This window comes from Mucilaginibacter sp. (assembly GCF_965277465.1).
Classification (GTDB): domain Bacteria; phylum Bacteroidota; class Bacteroidia; order Sphingobacteriales; family Sphingobacteriaceae; genus Mucilaginibacter.
Genome location: NZ_CBDICW010000001.1, coordinates 941692 through 962155, shown reverse-complemented (window position 1 = coordinate 962155; position 20464 = coordinate 941692). Strand labels below are relative to the sequence as shown.

The following is a 20464-nucleotide window of genomic DNA, read 5'->3' as shown; positions in this document are numbered from 1 at the left end:
ATAATAAGTTTCGGCTTATTATCCTTTTTTATAACCTAACTTTGTTGCCCAATTTGGCCCTGAAAGTTTTATATGAAACCACGGTACTTACTTATACTCACAGTTGCACTGGCCCTAACCGGGATAAAACAAAGCTGTTTTGCCCAGGCAACGGGCAATTTTAAACCGCAAAAGGAACTGCTTCATCTTATCAACCTTAATTTTAATGCAGATGCGCGCCAGTATAAGTTAATGGCACAGGCGCTTACACCCGGCCGGTTCCCCAAAACCTATGAACCCGCAACCGGGAAATTTGAAACAAGTAATTCGGGCTGGTGGTGCAGCGGCTTTTATGCGGGTACTTTATTAAATTTATATAAAGCCACTTATGATACGCAGCTGCTAAAAAAAGCAAATCTTTCGTTAGATAGCCTTGACAAAGAGCAGTACAATACCCACACGCACGATTTAGGTTTTATGATGTATTGCAGCTTTGGTACAGCCAGCCGTATAGCGCCAAAGCCCGAATACAAACAGATCCTGATCAATAGCGCAAAATCATTGGCAACCCGTTTTAACCCGGCGGTAGGCTGTATCAAATCATGGGATTCAAAGCCGACAGATTTTTTGGTGATCATTGATAACATGATGAACCTTGAGCTATTGTTTTGGGCAACCAGGGAAACCGGGGATTCCAGCTTTTACAAAATAGCGGTAACCCATGCCAATACCACCATGAAAAATCATTACCGGGCCGATTACAGTTCATACCACGTGGTAAATTATAACCCGCAAACCGGCGCAGTATTGCAAAAGAAAACGGCACAGGGCTACGCCGATGAATCGGCATGGGCACGCGGGCAGGCCTGGGGGCTTTATGGTTTTACGGTAATGTATCGTGAAACAAAGAACAAAAAATACTTGGAGCAGGCGCAGCATATTGCTCACTTTATTTTAACTAACCCTAACCTCCCGGCTGATGGCATCCCCTATTGGGATTTTAATGCACCAAACATTCCGGCTGCTTTGCGCGATGCTTCTGCAGGGGCAATTATGGCTTCGGCCCTGCTGGAACTTTGCAGGTACAGCGATAAAAAAGACGGGCTTATCTATTTTAATACCGCACAAACCATTATTAAAACATTATTATCACCAGCTTACTTAGCGGCGCCCGGCAGCAATGGCGGCTTTATTTTAAAGCACAGCGTTGGCCACATGCCAAACAAAACTGAAATAGACGTACCCCTTACCTATGCCGATTATTATTTTGTAGAGGCAATGGAAAGATATAAGGACTTTACAACCCAATGAGCACTAAATTTTACATACCCCTGTTAGCCCTGAGCGGCTTTTTTATGAGCGCAAATGCGCAAAAAGTAACCCTTGACTATTACTTTAATCACGAAGTACATACAACCACATCAGGTACAACCGAGCGATATCATTATTTATGGGACGATAAGGCCAGCACAGGTTTTTCGGCCTTTGGCGATGCTTTTATAAGGGCTGGCGCCACGCTTGATACTTTAGGGGCTGCACCAACACGTGCTAATCTTAAAGGAACGGCAGTATATATTATTGTTGATCCGGATACAAAAAAAGAAAGCCCTAACCCTAATTATATAATGCCGAAGGATATCAAGGAGATTGCCAAATGGGTAAAAAAAGGCGGCGTATTGGTAATGATGGCTAATGATAGTGCCAATGTTGAATTGCCTCATTTTAATATGCTGGCTGCAAAATTCGGGATGCATTTTAATAATGACCTGCAAAATCATGTTACAGACGATGCTCACTTTGAGGATGGCGCTATCAGCACCGCAGATAACCCGATGTTTAGAAATGCCCGTAAAGTTTTCATGAAGGATGTATGCTCTATCAGCATAAAAAGTCCGGCTAAAGCACGGTTAAAGAATAGCAGCAATTCAACAGTTATAGCCGTAGCTGTTTATGGAAAGGGAACTGTTTTTGCCGTTGGCGACCCCTGGTTGTATAACGAATATACTAATGGCCGCCTGCCTGCTACTTTTGATAATGATAAGGCTGCAAATGATATAGCCCACTGGCTTTTGAACGAGGCCGAGATTGGCCAGCATTTATAGCACTCCCTGGTTTACAGGGAGCGCCATAATTAGATTGTTTATTTATTTTTAAGATTAGCTGCTGCTGCTTCATCTAAAAACCATTGCAGATCGCCTACTATGGGCTCTATTAACTGGGCAGGATATTCTTCAATGTCTTCATCATCTTCAATTACATGATGTACGGCTATTGCCTTGCCTTCGCCATAAACTAAAAAGGCAATGTTTTGCGCTTCGTTAATTAACGGGGCATTAAGTGTAATGCGGTATACCTGCTGATCCTGTAAAAACACTTCCTTTACACCTGGTACCCTGTCGTGTAAAACCGGGGTATGCGGGAACAATGAAGCCGTGTGTGAATTATCACCCAGCCCAAGCAGTATAAGGTCAAAACTTAATTCAACCTCATCAAAAAACTGCTCAATTTCTTCCTGGTATTTTGCAGCTGCCTCATTTGGTGGCAGGCTTGTATCTACAGCAAAAATATTAGCCGGGCTGATGTTTAAAGGGTCAAACAAAGCTGTTTTTGCCATCAGGTAATTACTGTCTTTATCGGTTTGGGGCACGTTGCGCTCATCCCCGAAAAAGAAATAAACCTTATCCCACTCTAACTGATCGCTAAAAGAGGTAGCCAGCAATTCATACAGCTTTTTTGGCGAACTGCCACCCGAAAGGGCTACTGAAAATTTGCCGTTTTTGGCAATAGCTTCGCCGCCTATTATAATAAGGTATTCGGCCAGTGCCGTTAGTACTTCATTATCGGTATCAAAAATATTTAACATGGTATGTAACTCTTATTGTTAAATAACAGGCGGTTAAATAGTAGCTCGTTGCAGAGATAAAAATTTAACCGCCCATCATTATAATTATTTCTTTCCCTGTACCGGTAAGGTAAACCAATTAAAACCATCGCGGGCAATTAATGCCTCGGCAGCTTCTGGCCCCCATGAGTCGGCAGAATAATTAGGGAAGTTTAAACTCTTTTTATTTTGCCAGGTGCTTAGTATCGGCATAACCAATTCCCATGCGGCTTCTACCTGGTCGCCACGCATAAACAGCGTTTGATCGCCGAGCATGGTATCCAGTATCAGGGTTTCATAGGCCTCTGGAGCCTGTGTAGTATATGTACCCTTGTAATCAAACACCATATCAACAGCGTTTAATACCATATCAATACCCGGGCGTTTGGCCTGTACCTGCAAGCGGATGCTCATTTCAGGCTGTATGCTAATGATCAGCCTGTTTTGCTGCCAGCTTTCGGCGGCCTCTGTCGGGAATATTAAATGCGGTACATCCTTAAACTGAATGGTAATAACTGATGATGACTGGTGCATTCTTTTACCGGTTCGTAAATAGAAAGGCACACCCTGCCAACGCCAGTTATCCACAAAAAACTTAATGGCTGCAAATGTTTCAGTATTTGATTCGGGGTTAACCTTAGGCTCTTCGCGGTAGCCGGCAACTTCTTTCCCTTTCATCCATCCGCTGCCATACTGGCCTCTAACGGCCGAATTACGTACATCCTCTGGCCCAAACCTGCGCATGGCCTTTAATACATCAACCTTACGGTCGCGTACTTCATCGGCATTAAAGCTAACAGGTGGCTCCATTGCCACGTGGCAAAGCAATTGCAGCAGGTGATTCTGGATCATATCGCGCATAGCGCCTGAGCCATCGTAATAATCACCGCGTTCTTCAACGCCTAACTGCTCGGTAACCGAAATTTGTACATGCTCAATATAATTACGGTTCCAAAGCGGCTCCATAATGGAGTTTGCAAAACGGAAAGCCATAATATTCTGAACAGTTTCTTTACCCAGGTAATGGTCAATACGATAGATCTGGCACTCATCAAAAATGCTTTTCAATAACTGGTTCAGTTCTTTCGCTGTTTCCAGATCATGACCAAATGGTTTCTCAATAATGATCCTTACGCGTTTTTTATCTTCGGCAAGTTTAGCTTTTGATATATTGGCTGCAATTATCGGGAAAAAGTTAGGTGCTACTGCAAGGTAAAACAATACGTTAGCCTTAGTTTTCCATTCGGCGTTGTGCTTGTCAATACGTTTGCCAAATTCTTTGTAGGTTTCAGCATCGGTTGCATCAGATACCTGGTAGTAAATGTTGCTTACAAACTCTGCCCATTTTTTATCGTCGGCTTTACCACTGCGCGAAAACTGGTTAATATCCTTATGCAGGTTATCCCTGAACTGGTCATCGGTAAGTTTAGTACGGCCTGTGCCGATTATTGAAAACTGGTTAGGCATCCAGCCATCTAAAAATAGATTATAAAGAGCCGGCGCAATTTTGCGGGAGTTTAAATCGCCCGTTCCGCCAAAAATGATAAATATAGTAGGCTCTGATTTAGTGCTTGTGCTCATGTTGATCAGGTATTAAATGTAAATATTATTCTTCTGCTTTGGTCCACTGCGTATGGAACACCCCTTCTTTACCAATCAACTCATAAGTATGCGCACCAAAATAATCGCGCTGAGCCTGGGTAAGGTTTGATGGCATCCTTTCGCTGCGGAAAGCATCGAAGTAACTTAATGATGCAGCATAAGCAGGTGTAGCAATACCGGCTGCAATAGTTTTTGATAATACGGCCCTTATACCCGGCACTGTGCTTTCAACAAGTGCTTGTACGTTTGAATCTAACAGTAAATGTTCCAGGGTTGCATCCTTTTGGTAAGCGTTGAATATATCGTTCAAAAACTCTGAACGGATAATACATCCACCTCTCCAGATCTTGGCAATCTCGCCCAGGTGCAGGTCATATTTATATTCTGCAGATGCGTTGGATAGTAAATGCATACCCTGCGCATAGCTCATTATCATGGTGAAATAAAAGGCCTGCTCTAAAGCGGTAAGCAGTTCTGCTGCATCGGCTTCTAAAACAGGGGCTTCTTTACTGTATAAGCCGGCAGCTTTAACGCGTAAAGCTTTGTATTTAGACAGATCGCGCATGGATACCGCGGTATCAACAGTAGGGATAGGGGCCTGAAGGTCCATAGCTACCTGTGATGTCCATTTACCGGTTCCTTTAGCACGGGCTTCATCCTTAATATCATCTAATAAAAGGTGATCTGTTCCAGGCGCTTTAAAGGCAAATATATCTTTGGTAATATCCAGCAGGAAGGATTGTAACCTGCCTTTGTTCCACTGGGCAAATACTTTTTGTATAGCCACATTATCCATTTTAAGGCCTTTTTTCAATACCTCATAGGTTTCGGCTATCAGTTGCATTAAACCGTATTCAATACCGTTATGCACCATTTTAACAAAGTGACCTGATGCACCCGGACCAATATAGGTAACACATGGCACGCCATCAACCTTAGCAGCAATGGCCTCAAATATAGGCTTCATTACATTGTAGGCATCCTTATCGCCACCCGGCATCATGCTTGGGCCGCGGCGGGCACCTTCTTCACCACCTGATACACCCATACCGAAGAAGTGCAGGCCAATAGCCTCCAGCTCATCAACACGGCGGTTGGTATCGGTAAAGTGCGAGTTACCGCCATCTATCAATATATCGCCTTTTTCTAAAAGCGGGGTTAGTTCTTCAATAACGCTGTCAACAATTTTACCTGCCGGAACCAGCATCATAATTGCACGCGGGGTGGTAAGGCTTTGAATAAATTCCTTAACATCGCCAAAGCCTTTAACGTCTTTGCCGCCTGCTTCTTCATTTAATGATGCTACTTTGGTGGCATCTTTATCGTGCCCGGCCACGGCAAAACCGTGATCGGCCATGTTAAGTAGTAAACTGCGGCCCATAACGCCTAAGCCTATCATGCCAAAAGCATATTTATTTGGTGTTGCACTCATTTTACTTGGGGTTGATTTTCTTTTTTTAGATTTTCTAATATTGCTTTGGTAGTTTCAAAACTGGTGTGCTGGTGTGCCTGCATACCTAATTTTGCAGCAGCAAGTGCAAACATCTTTCTGTCATCAAAATAAACGCATTCCTGCGGTTGTGCCATAGCAATACCCATAGCCAGCTTAAATATAGCCGGATCAGGCTTGCGGATGCCTACCTCGCAGGATGATACGAATGAATCGAACAGATCATGCAGCTTGAATTTTTTGATGCGGTAATCGTTCAGCTCCTTGCCTTCGTTGTTGATGGCCATGATTTTGAACCCGCAATCTTTTTTCCATTCCTTTAACCAGGCAAGGGTACCCGGCAGCTCCTTTGATTGCTCAAACATGAAGTTTTTAAAATCCTCGCGGGTAAACTCGCGGGGGCGGTTAAAAACTACCGTGTCAAGGTATTCGTCCAGATCTACACCGTGCGCTTCATACACATTAAAAATAAATGTATGCAGCTCCTTTACCTCGTTATAGTCAAGGCCAAATTTCCTGGCGGCTTCCTCTCGCGATTCATGTCCCCAGCCATTGGTAAGCAAAACGCCCCCAATATCAAAGAACAGGAACTTGACTGATAATGTTTCCACGCTGCTTAAACTTTACTTTTTTGGTCTTCTATAGCCTGCAACAGTTTTTCGAACGGTTTATTGAATTTCTCAATACCCTCATCCTCTAACTGCTGTGTTAGCTTGTCAATATCAATACCTGCTGCTTTGACCTTTTCCAATATTTCGGTAGCTTTATCTAATCCTTGCTCTAAAGTATTAGCTGCAACACCGTGATCGCGGAAAGCTTCAACAGTTTCTAAAGGAACGGTATCAACGGTATCTGGGCCAATAAGGGCCTCAACGTATTTGGTATCTTTAAATGCAGGGTTCTTGCTGCTGGTGCTTGCCCAAAGTAAACGTTGTGGTTTAGCGCCCTGTGCTGCTAATTTTTCCCAACGCTCACCGCTGAACACTCTTTTGTAAATTTCGTATGCTTTTTTTGCTGATGCGATAGCAACTTCGCCTTTTAGTTCGCCTAAGCCTTTTTCGTCAAGCAATGGATCAACCAAAACATCAATACGGCTTAAAAAAAAGCTTGCAACTGATGAAATATGTCCGATTGAATGCCCTGCAGCCAAATGATCTTCAAGGCCTGATATGTAAGCTTCTGTTACTTCTTCGTAACGTGGTAAACCAAATAATAAGGTAACGTTGATGTTGATACCTTTTGCTATAGATTGGCGTATAGCCGCTAAACCTGGTTTTGTACCAGGGATTTTGATCATCACGTTTTTGCGGTCAACTTTTTTCCAAAGATCAACAGCCTGTGCAGCTGTACCTTCGGTATCTAATGCTAAAAACGGAGATACTTCTAAACTTACATAACCATCGGCACCTACTACGCCTTCGTTATAAACGCCTTCAAAAAGCTTTGCTGCATTCTGAATATCGCTGATAGCTAAACCAAAAAAGATCTCTTCGTTAGTTTTTTCTCCATCGGCAAGGGTGCGTATGTCATTATCATAATCAGAGCTGCTGGTTATTGCTTTTTCAAAAATGGCAGGGTTTGAGGTAACGCCTCTAACACCATCTTCGTCAATCAGTTTCTGTAATTTTCCGCTCGAAATGATCGCACGGTCAATAAAATCCAGCCAGATACTTTGACCAAAGCTGTGTATTTGTTTTACTTTATTAGTTTCCATGATATTTATTGCTGTATTAATATGGTTAACCCCATCCGGGGGATTTTAATTAAAAAAGCTCCCCTGTTTTAGGGGAGCGTTATACTATAAAAGAGCTTTTGCTTTGTTAACTACGTTTTCAACAGTGAAGCCGAATACTTTGTAAAGCTCTTCGGCCGGGGCTGATTCACCAAAGGTGGTCATGCCCAGCATATCGCCTTCATCGGTGGTGTATTTGTGCCATCCCATTGGCGAGGCCATTTCAACAGCCAAACGTTTTTTGATTGCTTTAGGGAACACGCTTTCTTTATAAGCAGCATCCTGTTTTTCAAATAACTCCCACGATGGCATACTTACCACACGGGTAGCAATACCTTCGGCTTCCAGTTTAACCTGTGCATCCATAATTAAAGCAACTTCTGATCCTGTTGCCATTAATATAAGCTGAGGTGTTTTGCTTGCTTCTGATAAAATGTAAGCACCTTTTTCAAGGCCGGTAGCTTTACCGTATTTATCCTGATCAAGGATAGGTAAGCCCTGGCGGGTAAATACCAACACAACCGGACCGCCTTTATGCTCAACAGCCACTTTCCAGGCCTGTACAGTTTCGTTAGCGTCAGCCGGGCGGATCACAGTGATACGCGGGATTGAACGTAATGAAGCCAATTGCTCAACCGGCTGGTGGGTAGTTCCGTCTTCACCCAAACCAATACTGTCATGTGTGTAAACAAATATCGGGCTTATCTTCATGATAGAAGCCAGGCGGATTGGCGGGCGCATATATTCTGAGAACATCAGGAAGGTTGCACCAAAAGGAATAACACCTTTTGTTAATGACATACCAACCATTGCAGAACCCATTGAATGCTCACGGATACCGAAGTGGAAATTACGACCATTCCTGTTCTCAGAGGTAAATGAATCGTATTCCTTTAAGTTTGTTTCTGTTGAAGGAGAAAGATCGGCAGCACCACCTATTAAGTTTGGCAGTTTGGCAGCAATTGCATTTAATACTTTGCCTGATGCCATACGGGTAGCCATTTTAGGATCAGAGGCTTTAAATACAGGCAAGGCATCTTTCCAGCCTTCAGGAAGCTGACCGCTGCTTAGTAATTCATATTCGGCAGCAAGCTCAGGGTATTTGGCTTTATAATCGCTGAATAATTTGTTCCATTTTTCTTCGGTCTTTTCGCCTCTTGCACCTGCTTTGTGGTAAAATTCTTCTACTTCGGCAGGGATATTGAATGATTTATCAGGATCAAAGCCAAAGTTTTCTTTAACTAATTTAATTTCATCAGCACCAAGAGGGGCACCATGTGAACCTGCAGTACCTGATTTATTGGGGCTACCGTAGGCAATTAATGAACGTACCTTAATTAACGATGGTTTTTGTGCCTCGGCCTTAGCATTAACTATTGCCAATTGTAAAGCGTGGGTATCATTTACATCATCAACTGATTGTACGTGCCAGCCGTAGGCTTCAAAACGTTTAAGTACATTCTCGTTAAAGGTAATATCGGTACTGCCTTCAATAGATATGTGGTTATCATCATACAAATAGATCATGTTGCCTAACTCCAAATGCCCTGCCATTGAAGCAGCCTCAGAAGTTACACCCTCCATCATATCACCATCGCTGCAAATTACATATACCTTGTAATTGAACAATTCAAAACCTGGTTTATTGTAGCGGGCTGCCAGATGCTTTTGTGCAATAGCAAAACCAACACCATTTGCAAAACCCTGGCCAAGTGGCCCGGTAGTAACGTCAACACCCGGTGCCAAACCATATTCAGGGTGGCCCGCTGTTTTGCTATTAAGCTGCCGGAAGTTTTTTATATCGTCTAATGAAAGATCATAACCTGTTAAGTGCAAAAAGCTGTATTGTAACATACAAGCGTGCCCGCATGAAAGGATGAACCTGTCGCGGTTTGCCCAATCCGGATTCTTTGGATTGTAGTTCATAAACTGTGTCCAAAGCACATGGCCCATTGGTGCAAGGGCCATCGCCGTTCCCGGGTGCCCTGAGTTTGCTTTTTGTACTGCATCAGCAGATAAAATCCTTACCGTATCAATTGCTAAGGTTTCTATGTCTTTTGTATTTGCGTTCATTGTAGTGAGTAGTTTATTTTTTTTGAGCTTTTATTGGGTTGATTGTTTCGGGTGCATTATCATTTACCCACAATCTGGCTCCCCCTTTTATCCCGTCAGCGTTCGAAACAATTTTCATGTTCTTATCCAGCTTAAATGTGAGTTTATCGGAGTTGCCGCCCCCTATATATAAATAATCGTAATTGAATACGGTTTTTAAAACTTCAAAAACCTTTTGCATACGTTTGTTCCATTTTTTATTGCCCTCTTTTTCAAGAGCAGCTTCGCCAATATACTTATCGTATGATTTTGACTTGCCAAAAGGCTGGTGCGAAAACTCCAGGTGTGGCAGCAAATTGCCGTTAAGCAGCATTGCCGTTCCAAAGCCTGTTCCAAGTGTAACTACCAGTTCAAGGCCTTTACCGTTTACTACGCCAAGGCCCTGCATATCGGCATCGTTTACCACCTGTGCATCCTGGCCTAATTCTTCTTTTAGTTTTGCCTGAAGATCAAAATCCTTCCACTGATCAGTACCTAAATTTGGAGCGGTTTTGATAACCCCATTTTTTACATACCCCGGAAAGCCAACAGAAATTTTATCGTACCCCGGAAAATTCTTTACTAATCCTTTTGTAGCCTTTATTAAGTTTTCAGGAGTTGAGGGCATTGGTGTTGGTACCTTCTCATAATCCTTTTGTAACTCACCTTTTTGGTTTAAGATAGTTGCCTTAATGTGTGATCCCCCAATATCTATGGAGAGAATTTTTAATTGCGGAGGAGTTGATTTCATTAAATTAATTTGGCAGGAATGTAATGAATATTTGAATTAAGCTATTAGTGGTGTAAATATCATAAAATAATTATTTATACCATACACTATATATGAAAACTCAAATAAACAATATAAGAATAACATAACCATTAAGTGATTGTTTTTTTTTCGTCATGCTTTGGTGCTTTTGACAATGTAATTGCAAAATGAAACTTATCAACAATAAAAAAAGCCCTCACGGGCTTTCCTTAGTAGTTTAATAATCAATCTGTTATTAATAAATATACTATAAGGTGTTAGGTTTATACAGCACCAGCATATCAACCGTGTGCTGTTGCTTTTGTAAACTGAGGCCCATATCGCTCAATATTTTTGTAAGGCTGGTAGGGTTTTCGGGCTGAAAAGAGAACTTTATATCAAATTTTTCAGTATTTCCGGTTTCATCAATTACAGGTAAACGGCCAGTTCCGTAATCTTCCAGGTAGCCGGCAAAATCATGCATCGACATATTTTGCTGGTCAATTTCACCATGGCGCGAATAGTAGGTTCTTTTACCTGATGTATTGCGGCTGATGCTTTTAAACTTTTCCGCATCGGTTATTTTCAGCAGGTATACCTCCTTCATCTGCGGATCAATTTTGGCCTGCAGGTCAAATCTTTTGGCAAGCTCTTTTTGCAGGGTCGGTAACAGATCGGCTTTATCAGCCACTATAAGGTCGAGGCAATAAGAGGGGGCATTTTTGTCTTGCCCGGTTTTATCAATCATGCGAGAGTAAGGGAAATCATTATTCGCAATGCGATAAAGAGTGGTTAGGTCAAGGTTAACGCCGGTAAGTCTTCTGCCATGAAAGGTGCTGTCGTTTAAATAAGTAGTACTGAAACCTGGAGCGCCCTTAATTTCGGGCAGCATCATAAACCTGCTTTTCACAGTATCGGCAGCAAAAAAATATTTTTTAATAATCGCGTGGTAATCGAGCGTATTATCTTTCTTTTCGGCTAAATGCACTTCCTGCTGATTTAGCAGGCTGTCGATCACTTTATCGGTAACCAATTCAGGACTGGTATTGGCAATTAGTTTTCCATCTGCCGAAATAAGCACCGTATGCGGAATTAACTGATGAGGGAATAGCCTGGCTATGGTATTACTCGTATCGACAGCGAACCATAAATTTGAGGGCTTAACAGAAAGAAACTGCTGCGTGCGCTTAACCGTTTCATCAGTTATGGTGATCACTTGCAGCTTACCGGCATATTTTTGCTGCAATTGCTTTAAATGCGGCATTGCCACAATACACGATCCACACCATGTTGCCCAAAACTCTATCAAAACTACCTTGCCCTTTAGCTGGCTGAGTTTAGTGGTTTTTAGCGGGGCATTTAAAATGGTAGTAAAATTAATATCGGGTACCGGTTCTCCATTTTTTACCTGCGCAAAAGCGCAATTAACCAATAGTATTAATAAGAGGCTTAATTTTTTCATCTGGGTTTTTTATTTCAAAAAACGGCAGAATAAGCCGGTTAAAAAGTTAATGCGAGTTAAGCACAGTTAATTAGTGTTAACACTTTCGTTAATACGTTAAACAGGCCTTACTTTTATATCCATGAAAAAGCGCATCACTTTAATTTTGATACTGATGTCGTTATGTGTTACTGGCATCACAGGGCTACAGTTGTTCTGGAACTATCAGAATTATAAAAATACCGTTGCTACCTTTAAGCATGATATAAATGCCGCGTTAAATACAGCGGTAGACAGGGAGATGGACCAGCGGCAGCAAAAAATGGTTGTTGTATTTAAGCGCTGGATGGCAGATACCTCATTTGTTACCATTACCTGTAATGTTCAAAACAGGGACAGCACCACCGTTTTTAATATGAAGGATACGCATCCATATTCAAAGGGTGAACGGGGCATAAGCTTAGGGCTTACTTATTTTAAAGAGAAGCTAAGACACATTACGCCAAAAGCCAAAACCATGTTTATAAGCCACTTTGGCGATTTTATAGTTAAAGAAGACCTTAAAAAAGGCATCGTATATTTTTATACGCAAAGATTGGGCGATAGCCTGTCAAAAATTTATGATGCCAGCCATATAAACTTAGCCTCGCTCAACCTGCTTTACAAGCAGGAGCTGCTGGCCAAAAACATCAGCACTACCTTTAAGTTAAATCCTGCTAATAATGATGAGCAGCATCCGTTTTTAACACAAAAGGTAAACGCGGCCCTGCGCCGGCCCTTTTTAAAGGAGTTTGTTATTGCAGGGTTTGAAAGCCCCGGCTCATATTTTTTCAGGCAGATGAAATGGCTGCTCATCACCTCGTTATTATTGATAGGTATTACCCTGTTTTGTTTTGCCTATACGGTTAAAACGCTATTGTCACAACATAAGTTAGCAAAGCTGAAAGATGATTTTGTTAACAACATGACCCATGAGCTTAAAACCCCGGTTGCTACTATTAATATAGCTGCGGAGGCCATTCAGGATTTTAATTTGAGTAAAGATTCGGCTGATGAGTATTTGGGCATTATCCGTTACCAGGCGGCTAATTTATCAACCCTGATTGATCAGATTTTAAAGAGCGTGGTTATTGAGCAGGAAGCTACCAGCATTAATTTAGTAAAAACGGATATTAACAGCCTGCTAAACCAATTGATAATGGAGTATAAGCCACAATCAAACCTGATCAATGCGGCTATCAATTACAAGCAGGCAGATAAAAATGCAATGGTTATGATTGATGCGCCTTTAATAAAAAATGCGGTTGCCAACTTATTGGATAATGCACTTAAATATGGAGGAACAGGAACACAGGTTACCATTAACCATAAAATAGAAAATAATACTATCCTGATCAGTATTGCAGATAATGGCCCGGGCATACCCCTGCAATACCAGGATAAAGTATTTGAGCGTTTTTTTCGCATACCAGCGGGCAATGTGCATAATGTTAAGGGTTACGGGCTGGGACTTAGTTATGCCAAAAGCATTGTTGAACGGCATAAGGGCACGCTAACGCTCATCAGCAAAGAAACCCAGGGAACAGAATTTATCATCAGCATTCCACTTATATATCATGAAGCCAGCCAGGGTACTATTGCTTGAGGATGAATTGCAGTTAGCAAAAATTGTAAGCGAAACACTCCGGAAGCGGGGCTTTATGGTTACGCATGTTGTTAACGGAGTTTTAGGGATGGAAGCTATCAGGAAAAGCGATTGGGATATTTGCATTGTTGATGTAATGATGCCATTTATGGATGGATTTTCGTTTGTGGAAGAGGTGCGCAAAACCAATAAACAGATCCCAATGCTGTTTTTAACTGCCCGATCACAAACCGAAGATGTAATAAAAGGATATGAAGCCGGCGGGAATGATTACTTAAAAAAACCCTTCAGCCTTGAAGAACTGATACTGCGGCTTAATGAGCTTTTACGCCGCAGATCATCAGAGGTAATACCGCAAAGTATTTCAATAGGGCAATATACTTTTGATATGACTAAGCAGGAGCTTTGGTTAAACGGCCAATTATTCTGTAAGCTTTCGCACCGTGAAAATGAATTGTTGTCACTGTTAACCCAGCACAAAAACCAGGTGCTCGACCGCAAAGCAGTTTTGCTGAAGCTTTGGGGCGATGATAATTTTTTTAATACTCGCACTATGGATGTTTTCATTACCAAACTACGCAAACACCTGCTGCACGACCCTTCTATCGAGATCATTAATATTAGGGGTGTTGGGTATAAGTTAACGGAGTAAGCTTTTCACAATGACAGGCCTTTTTTTTTAAGTTTTCCGATCGGGTGTCATGCTGAGGTACTCGAAGGATAGGCGCAGTGGCCTTTGCCCGCATGGAACCGCTCCCGCGAGTTTGTAACTCGTGGGCTGCATGTTTTAAGCTTACAGCTTAACACTATATCCTGAACAAATTTTCGCCGGCCTTTAATGGGTATGTTTTCCCTTTCCAAACAAATATGCCGGATGTATTTTGGGGCAGCGAGATCTTTATGTGCCATTGATCTTTCTCCTGCGCGTAAGCAACAGCCACCTTTCCGTTAGGATGCGGAATTTCGCCGCTTATGGTTTTCAAATCGCCCAAATGTGGTTCAACCCTTATTTTGCTAAACCCGGAGGCGTAGCTGTCAATCCCCAATATGGTTCTGAAAAATTCAATGTTAGGGCTGGCCCCCCAGGCGTGGCAATCTGAGCGGCTATTGGGCAAGTCGGAGATCTCGGCCCAGGTAGTGAGGCCCATGCTAATGTTTTTTCGCCATACATCCAGCCAGCTCATATAATTATTACCCAAACCTGCTTTTACCAAAGCCTGGTGCATATAATATTTAAAGTAGATGGTGCATTGGGTTAATGAGGTATCGGCCAGTATATTTTTACTTAGATCCGTGGCTGCACCATCTTTTATTAACCCGGTTAATATAGCCAGCGAATTAGCATGTTGCGAGTAAATGTTCTTGTCCTCAGTATCCGCATACAGCTTTCGGTCGGGGTTCCAGTATTTATTTTGAATGATTTGCTTTAGCTGGATTATCTTTTTTCGGTATAGGTTTGCAAAATCAGGCAGACCCATTTTTGTTTCCATTTCTTCGGCCTGCTGGTAGGCCAGCAATAATTGCATATCCAGAATAGCAGAATTACCGTTGCTGCCTTTTGGTGGCATACCGTATCCCCAGCTTGCCGCCCAGTCTACAAAGGTCCAATAAGGGGTACCCTTCAATGAACCGTCGGATTCCTGGTATTTACTGAAAAATTCAAGTACCGCTCTTGATCCCGGCAACTTATCTTTTACGAAGCCGCTATCGGAACGATATATCCAGTAATCGTGCAGCATGCCAATGTACCATAATGAGAAGGTAGAGATAATCTGCGGACTAAAAGACGGGTGCCTGCTCAGCGTTAAGCCTTCACCAATCCGTGAATGATCCATCAGGTTAATGGCATTGCGGGCCAGCCTGTCATCTCCGCTGTTATAATAAGATACCATTGCCTGTATGCGCGTATCGCCTATATATTGCAGTTGCTCATAATAAGGGCAGTCCATATAGGTTTCTATGGCATCAAGCCTTGCTGTACGCCAGCCTATATCCAATATTGTTTGCATTTCGGGCTTGTCTGTAGTTAATACGGCATTGCGTTTAAACGGATACCCGGTAAAGGTTCCGTAAATATCGGCAATTACTAATGGCTGGTTTTTTGTTTGTACCCGCAGGCGAATATATCGGTACGTGCGCCAGTAAAGCGTGGTAAACGTTTGGGCATCCGAGCCATTTGCTATCAGGCTGTCTTTTCTTCCGGCAAAATCCTTGCCTTCAATATCATTGCGGTTACCTTTTCTGGAGCCGTATTTTTTAATGTTATCAAACAGTGCTTCGGCATAGGTAATGGAGATTCCGGCATCCTTGCCTTTACTAAAATTGAGTGTTAAATAGGCGTTGGTTAAGTACGTTTGATCAAGGATAAAAGTGGCCGTTGTGTTAGCCGGGATAGTTATAGAAGTTTTTACTGCCGGGAAAGACTCGAGCACACTCATACCATCCGCTTTGCGCAAAACCGGGATGCGCTGCATGGTTAACTCCATTTGCGGCAATGGCGATGGTACCAGCATCCAGCCGAAAGCATCTGCCACGCCCTTTGGTTTAGCATGATCTAAACTTGCAGCATTGGGCCACGCGCTATCATCAAAATCAGCAGCCATCCATCTTTTTATAGTTTTACCCATATCTAATATTTCGCCAGGCCCGGCAACATAATAGGTATAATAGCCAATACCGGTTAAAGGCTGGTAGGCTTTATCCTGTATGCATTTCCATGTTTTATCGGTATTCAAAACTTCTTCTGCCGCACTGTTTCCCTGCAATACAAAACCTGTACGTAGGGAGATCTGTGCCTCGGGGCGATAAATGCCATCGTTCCAAACAACAGCAGCCATGGTGTTTTTACCAGCAATAAGATAAGGAGCCAGATCAACCGTTTCATAATTCCAGTAATAGGTATCGCCGCGAGCAGGGCCCAAAGAAACCAATGTGCCGTTTACATAAAGTTTATAGCGATTGTCGGCAGATACATGGATCTTAAAAGATGCAGGCTTTGCCGGCAGATCAACACTTCTTCTGAAATAATATACCCCATAATCGCGGCCGGCATCATTGGCAGCAGCAATCCAGTAGGCGTTCCATTGTTTGGTTAATACCGTACGGTCTGTAGTTTGTGCGTGGGCTGTTGTTGCAAACAACAGGGCCAATGCCAGCATTGCAACAGTAAAAAATGATCTCATGGTGTTTATAATAGAGTGCCTTAAATTACCTGTTTTATTTGCATTATGCTAAACTCACGGATGGCATAATTTTATCGGATGCCTTGTATTAGCCCTAAATACAGCTATCTTTATTTTACTAACCTTTAAACATGGATGTACTAACCGTTATATTATTACTTGTACTTATTATAATTATCATCGTTAACAAAAACAATGTGAACCAAAAACTCTATAACCTGGAACACGGGATCCTGGAGTTGCAAACATTGTTAAGGAAACGTGAAACGGAGAATAAAACACCCTCTGCACCCAAAGAAACACCTGTGGTCCCACCCACCGTTTGGCCACATGACGAGGTTAAAGTACCCGAACCGCCAAAACCCGAAATACCCAAACCGGAACCTGTTAAAGAAAAACAACCTGTTGTTATTGCCGATGATATTGCAGCTATACGCAAACCTGTAAAAACACCCGAGCCTATTCCGCAGGTAATTAAAGAACCCGAACTTTCGTTTTTTGAGCGTTACCCCGATCTTGAAAAATTCATCGGCGAAAACCTGATCAATAAAATAGGGATTGCTATTTTGGTATTAGCCATCGGCTTTTTTGTAAAATATGCTATAGACAATAATTGGGTTGGTGCGGTTGGCCGTGTGGGCATCGGGATAGTTTGCGGCGGTATTTTAGTAGGCTTTGCCCACCGGATGCGCAACAGCTATAAAGCCTTTAGCTCTGTATTAGTGGGTGGTGGTTTAGCCATATTTTATTTTACCATTACGCTGGCCTACCAGGAATTTCATTTGTTTAGCCAAGGCATTGCCCTTGTTATCCTTATTGTGATAACACTGTTTGCGGTGATGTTGTCCTTGTTATATGATAAACAGGAACTTGCCGTAATTGCCCTGATTGGTGGTTTTGCCAGCCCGTTTATGGTAAGTAACGGCTCAGCAAATTATAATGGTTTGTTTATTTACCTGTTAGTTTTAAATACCGGGCTATTAATAATAGCTTATTTTAAAGCCTGGCGTATCCTTAATATTTCGGCATTTGTATTATCAGTTATTGTATTTGCTACTGTACTGTTTACCTTAACTACAGCTACTTATATTATTGGGTTCAGGTTTGCGAGTATATTTTATTTGCTATTCTTCATTATCAATATCATCAATAACGTGCGCGAGAACAGGAAATTCCTGGCTATTGATTTTTCTATACTGCTTACCAATACAGCACTTTATTTTGCAGCGGGCCTTTACCTGCTAACCGTAATGCACATGACCGAATACCGGGGCCTTTTCAGCGCGGCCTTGGGCGCCTTAAACTTAGTATTATCGTTCGTGCTGTTTAAAAACCGGAAGGTTGATCCTAATATCCTATACCTTTTAATTGGCATTACGCTAACCTTTATTTCGCTTACGGCCCCAATTCAGCTGCATGGTAACAACATTACCTTGTTCTGGGCATCAGAAACGGTATTGCTTTACTGGCTGTACTTACGGTCGTCTATAAAGTTAATGAAACTGGCATCACTGCTTATCTGGCTGGCAATGTTCCTTAGTTTGTTTATCGATCTGGTGCAGATCTATATCTATACAGATACGCAACTTACTATTATTGCCAACAAGGGCTTTATTACCACATTGTTTGCAGCAATCAGTTCGTACCTGTTATATATCCTGATGAAAAGGGATCAAGCTACCGAGTTTTATGGCATCCTGATCAACAAAAACATTTACCGCATTATTGCCTTTATCCTGTTGTTTTTGAGCGGGGTGTTAGAGATCAATCACCAGTTTAGTTATTACTATCCGGATAGCAGCCTGAATATTATATACCTGATGCTATATGCGCCGGCATTTATTTATGTGTACAATATCCTATCGGCAAAAGTAAACGGCGCCGATAGTATCTGGCCAATCAGCACCGTATTAGTAATTATAATTATCATAGTTTACCTGGTACTTAACCCTGTTTATTTTGATCAGTTACAGGAAATACTTGAAAATAAAAAAATTGCCTTATCGCACTTTACAGCACATTGGATCAGCGCCTTGTTTATTTGCCTGTTGTTTTACCAGCTTGTTGGTTTATACCGCAATTATTTTAAAGAGGATTTAATAGTTACTGCTGCGTGGTTAATATCCGGCGCAATTGTTGCATTTTTAAGTTTGGAGGTATGCCTGATGAGCGAGGTGATATTCTTCTCGAAGGAAGATTCTATCGACTTAATTCAAACCGTTTATATAAAAACCGGGCTGCCGATTCTTTGGGGGGTATCGTCATTTATACTGATGTGGATAGGGATGCGGAATAAACAGCGTGTTCTCCGCATAATTTCATTAAGCTTGTTCTCGGTTACGCTGCTTAAATTATTTTTGTTTGATATTAATAACATACCGGTTGCGGGTAAAATTGCGGCTTTCTTTTGTTTAGGGGTCTTATTACTGATCATTTCGTTCATGTACCAAAAGGTTAAAAAAATAATTGTTGATGATGAGGCCAAACCCAAGGATGAGTAAATTATTATTACTGCCCCTGTTTTGTTTTGTGGCGTTGGTATCGTTTGCACAAAGCGGTTTTAAGTACCGGGCAAGCGTGCAAAAAATTGACTCTGCCGGTTTTTACAAGATCAGCCTGCTACCATCTATCGTTGCCAAAAGCAATGAGGGCCTTACCGACCTGCGCTTAACCGATGCCAAAGGGCACTATATCCCTTATGTGGATGCTGCAAATATGCCGGTAAAACCACAGCAAAGTTTTGTGGTATTTCCGCAGGTTAAGGTTTTGCTGCAAACCGACAGTGGTACCAGTATGGTGGTTGAAAATAAGGCTCAGCAACCCATTAGCCGCATCTGGATCAGGCTTAAAAGCACAGCCGTAATCCGTACCATGAGCATTTCGGGCAGCGATGATCTGAACCGGTGGTTTGCTATTGAAGAAGGCGTGCCACTGGAGCAGGCCGACCTGAATAATAGCGCTACTTATATACAATCGCTAAGTTTCCCGGCAAGTAATTATCATTACTTAAAAATCCTGGTAAACGATAAAAACAAAACGCCTATTAAATTTATGGAGGCGGGGGTTTATACCAGTTCCGTACTGATCAATGATTACCAGGCTATTTTACCGGTATCCGTTACGCAGGCCGATAGTGGCAGCACTTCGTACATTACCATAAAGCTGAACGATAAATACCTTATCAATAAAGTCCATTTAAACATTAGCGGGCCTAAATATTTTAAGCGCCAGGTTGCTGTTTATGATGACGGCGGAAAATATCCGGAGCTGATCAGCGAATCTGAATTAAACTCGGCTGCTAACCCTACGCTGCTCTTATCTGCAAAAACCGATAAACTGCTGCTTAAAATTAACAACGAGGATAACTTACCGCTCATAGTTAAGGGCGCACAGCTATACCAAACAGACCAGTATATTGTAAGCTACCTGGAAGCCGGGCAACCCTACTATTTATTAACAGGCAATACAAAAGCAAATGCCCCCAGTTATGATCTTAAATTTTTTACGGATAGCATCCACGGTATAATTTCGGGCATCAGCCATGCAGCGGTAATTGATAATCCTGCTTATTTAAAACCTGTTATAAAACAGGTGCATAATAACACGGCTATTATATGGGGAGCCATAATAATTGCGGTAATACTGCTCTTATTCCTTACTTTAAAAATGACCAAAGAGATGAACAATAAAAATACGGCGGCATAGTGTTT

At 42.1% G+C, this 20464-nt stretch carries 15 protein-coding genes; 6 read left to right on the top strand and 9 right to left on the bottom strand.

The annotated features are described in order from the left end of the window. Window positions 1-72 precede the first annotated feature (72 nt). A complete protein-coding gene (locus tag ACQY4U_RS04410) occupies window positions 73-1290 on the top strand; it encodes a glycoside hydrolase family 88 protein (protein WP_428328180.1) in 1218 nt (405 codons plus the stop codon). Beyond that, window positions 1287-2081: a DUF4350 domain-containing protein gene (locus ACQY4U_RS04405; protein ID WP_428328179.1), complete on the top strand. Its 795-nt coding sequence runs from the start codon at window positions 1287-1289 to the stop codon at window positions 2079-2081. Before ACQY4U_RS04410 ends, ACQY4U_RS04405 begins: the two co-directional genes overlap by 4 nt. A 38-nt stretch (window positions 2082-2119) precedes the next feature. On the opposite strand, the gene pgl is transcribed toward ACQY4U_RS04405, so the two are convergent. From pgl to ACQY4U_RS04365, 8 genes are all read right to left on the bottom strand, one after another. Next, window positions 2120-2842: a 6-phosphogluconolactonase gene (gene pgl, locus ACQY4U_RS04400; protein WP_428328178.1), complete on the bottom strand. Its 723-nt coding sequence runs from the start codon at window positions 2840-2842 to the stop codon at window positions 2120-2122. Between the two features lie 84 nt (window positions 2843-2926). Continuing rightward, window positions 2927-4441: a glucose-6-phosphate dehydrogenase gene (gene zwf, locus ACQY4U_RS04395; RefSeq protein ID WP_428328177.1), complete on the bottom strand. Its 1515-nt coding sequence runs from the start codon at window positions 4439-4441 to the stop codon at window positions 2927-2929. A gap of 25 nt (window positions 4442-4466) precedes the next feature. After that, window positions 4467-5894: an NADP-dependent phosphogluconate dehydrogenase gene (gene gndA, locus ACQY4U_RS04390; protein ID WP_428328176.1), complete on the bottom strand. Its 1428-nt coding sequence runs from the start codon at window positions 5892-5894 to the stop codon at window positions 4467-4469. Beyond that, window positions 5891-6523 (bottom strand): HAD family hydrolase, encoded by a 633-nt coding sequence (locus ACQY4U_RS04385; RefSeq protein WP_428328175.1) that lies wholly within the window; start codon window positions 6521-6523, stop codon window positions 5891-5893. The genes gndA and ACQY4U_RS04385 overlap by 4 nt, the downstream gene beginning before the upstream one ends. Before the next feature lie 5 nt (window positions 6524-6528). Then, entirely contained in the window at window positions 6529-7626 is a 1098-nt protein-coding gene (gene tal, locus ACQY4U_RS04380) for a transaldolase (protein ID WP_428328174.1), read from the bottom strand. An 84-nt stretch (window positions 7627-7710) separates the two neighbouring features. Then, complete coding sequence (gene tkt / locus ACQY4U_RS04375) at window positions 7711-9717, bottom strand: transketolase (RefSeq protein WP_428328173.1); 2007 nt, start codon at window positions 9715-9717, stop codon at window positions 7711-7713. 13 nt (window positions 9718-9730) lie between these two features. Beyond that, window positions 9731-10486, bottom strand: coding sequence for an ROK family protein (locus ACQY4U_RS04370; RefSeq protein WP_428328172.1), 756 nt, complete (start codon window positions 10484-10486; stop codon window positions 9731-9733). A 268-nt stretch (window positions 10487-10754) separates the two neighbouring features. Continuing rightward, window positions 10755-11948, bottom strand: coding sequence for a TIGR03435 family protein (locus tag ACQY4U_RS04365; protein WP_428328171.1), 1194 nt, complete (start codon window positions 11946-11948; stop codon window positions 10755-10757). Between the two features lie 121 nt (window positions 11949-12069). On the opposite strand from ACQY4U_RS04365, the gene ACQY4U_RS04360 reads away from it, so the two are divergent. Together ACQY4U_RS04360 and ACQY4U_RS04355 are read left to right on the top strand one after the other, a co-directional pair. Then, window positions 12070-13572: a sensor histidine kinase gene (locus ACQY4U_RS04360; RefSeq protein WP_428328170.1), complete on the top strand. Its 1503-nt coding sequence runs from the start codon at window positions 12070-12072 to the stop codon at window positions 13570-13572. Further along, the gene (locus ACQY4U_RS04355) at window positions 13544-14224 is read left to right on the top strand and encodes a response regulator transcription factor (RefSeq protein WP_428328169.1); all 681 of its coding nucleotides are present in this window, start codon (window positions 13544-13546) and stop codon (window positions 14222-14224) included. The genes ACQY4U_RS04360 and ACQY4U_RS04355 overlap by 29 nt, the downstream gene beginning before the upstream one ends. Before the next feature lie 154 nt (window positions 14225-14378). On the opposite strand, the gene ACQY4U_RS04350 is transcribed toward ACQY4U_RS04355, so the two are convergent. Beyond that, entirely contained in the window at window positions 14379-16754 is a 2376-nt protein-coding gene (locus ACQY4U_RS04350; RefSeq protein ID WP_428328168.1) for an alpha-L-rhamnosidase C-terminal domain-containing protein, read from the bottom strand. A gap of 131 nt (window positions 16755-16885) precedes the next feature. Here ACQY4U_RS04350 and ACQY4U_RS04345 point away from each other — a divergent pair, with 131 nt between their 5' ends. Both ACQY4U_RS04345 and ACQY4U_RS04340 read left to right on the top strand, forming a co-directional pair. Further along, window positions 16886-19255, top strand: coding sequence for a DUF2339 domain-containing protein (locus ACQY4U_RS04345; RefSeq protein ID WP_428328167.1), 2370 nt, complete (start codon window positions 16886-16888; stop codon window positions 19253-19255). Beyond that, window positions 19248-20459 carry a hypothetical protein gene (locus ACQY4U_RS04340; RefSeq protein WP_428328166.1) on the top strand — a complete coding sequence of 404 codons (1212 nt, stop codon included), beginning with the start codon at window positions 19248-19250 and terminating at the stop codon, window positions 20457-20459. The genes ACQY4U_RS04345 and ACQY4U_RS04340 overlap by 8 nt, the downstream gene beginning before the upstream one ends. Window positions 20460-20464: the final 5 nt, after the last annotated feature.

Excerpts from the sequence above, each read along its gene's own strand:
- ACQY4U_RS04365 (WP_428328171.1), bottom strand. The coding sequence starts at position 11,948 with ATGAAAAAATTAAGCCTCTTATTAATACTATTGGTTAATTGCGCTTTT.
- ACQY4U_RS04410 (WP_428328180.1), top strand. The coding sequence starts at position 73 with ATGAAACCACGGTACTTACTTATACTCACAGTTGCACTGGCCCTAACC.
- ACQY4U_RS04350 (WP_428328168.1), bottom strand. The coding sequence starts at position 16,754 with ATGAGATCATTTTTTACTGTTGCAATGCTGGCATTGGCCCTGTTGTTT.
- ACQY4U_RS04340 (WP_428328166.1), top strand. The coding sequence starts at position 19,248 with ATGAGTAAATTATTATTACTGCCCCTGTTTTGTTTTGTGGCGTTGGTA.
- ACQY4U_RS04345 (WP_428328167.1), top strand. The coding sequence starts at position 16,886 with ATGGATGTACTAACCGTTATATTATTACTTGTACTTATTATAATTATC.
- ACQY4U_RS04355 (WP_428328169.1), top strand. The coding sequence starts at position 13,544 with ATGAAGCCAGCCAGGGTACTATTGCTTGAGGATGAATTGCAGTTAGCA.
- tkt (WP_428328173.1), bottom strand. The coding sequence starts at position 9,717 with ATGAACGCAAATACAAAAGACATAGAAACCTTAGCAATTGATACGGTA.
- ACQY4U_RS04360 (WP_428328170.1), top strand. The coding sequence starts at position 12,070 with ATGAAAAAGCGCATCACTTTAATTTTGATACTGATGTCGTTATGTGTT.
- ACQY4U_RS04370 (WP_428328172.1), bottom strand. The coding sequence starts at position 10,486 with ATGAAATCAACTCCTCCGCAATTAAAAATTCTCTCCATAGATATTGGG.
- gndA (WP_428328176.1), bottom strand. The coding sequence starts at position 5,894 with ATGAGTGCAACACCAAATAAATATGCTTTTGGCATGATAGGCTTAGGC.
- pgl (WP_428328178.1), bottom strand. The coding sequence starts at position 2,842 with ATGTTAAATATTTTTGATACCGATAATGAAGTACTAACGGCACTGGCC.
- zwf (WP_428328177.1), bottom strand. The coding sequence starts at position 4,441 with ATGAGCACAAGCACTAAATCAGAGCCTACTATATTTATCATTTTTGGC.
- tal (WP_428328174.1), bottom strand. The coding sequence starts at position 7,626 with ATGGAAACTAATAAAGTAAAACAAATACACAGCTTTGGTCAAAGTATC.
- ACQY4U_RS04405 (WP_428328179.1), top strand. The coding sequence starts at position 1,287 with ATGAGCACTAAATTTTACATACCCCTGTTAGCCCTGAGCGGCTTTTTT.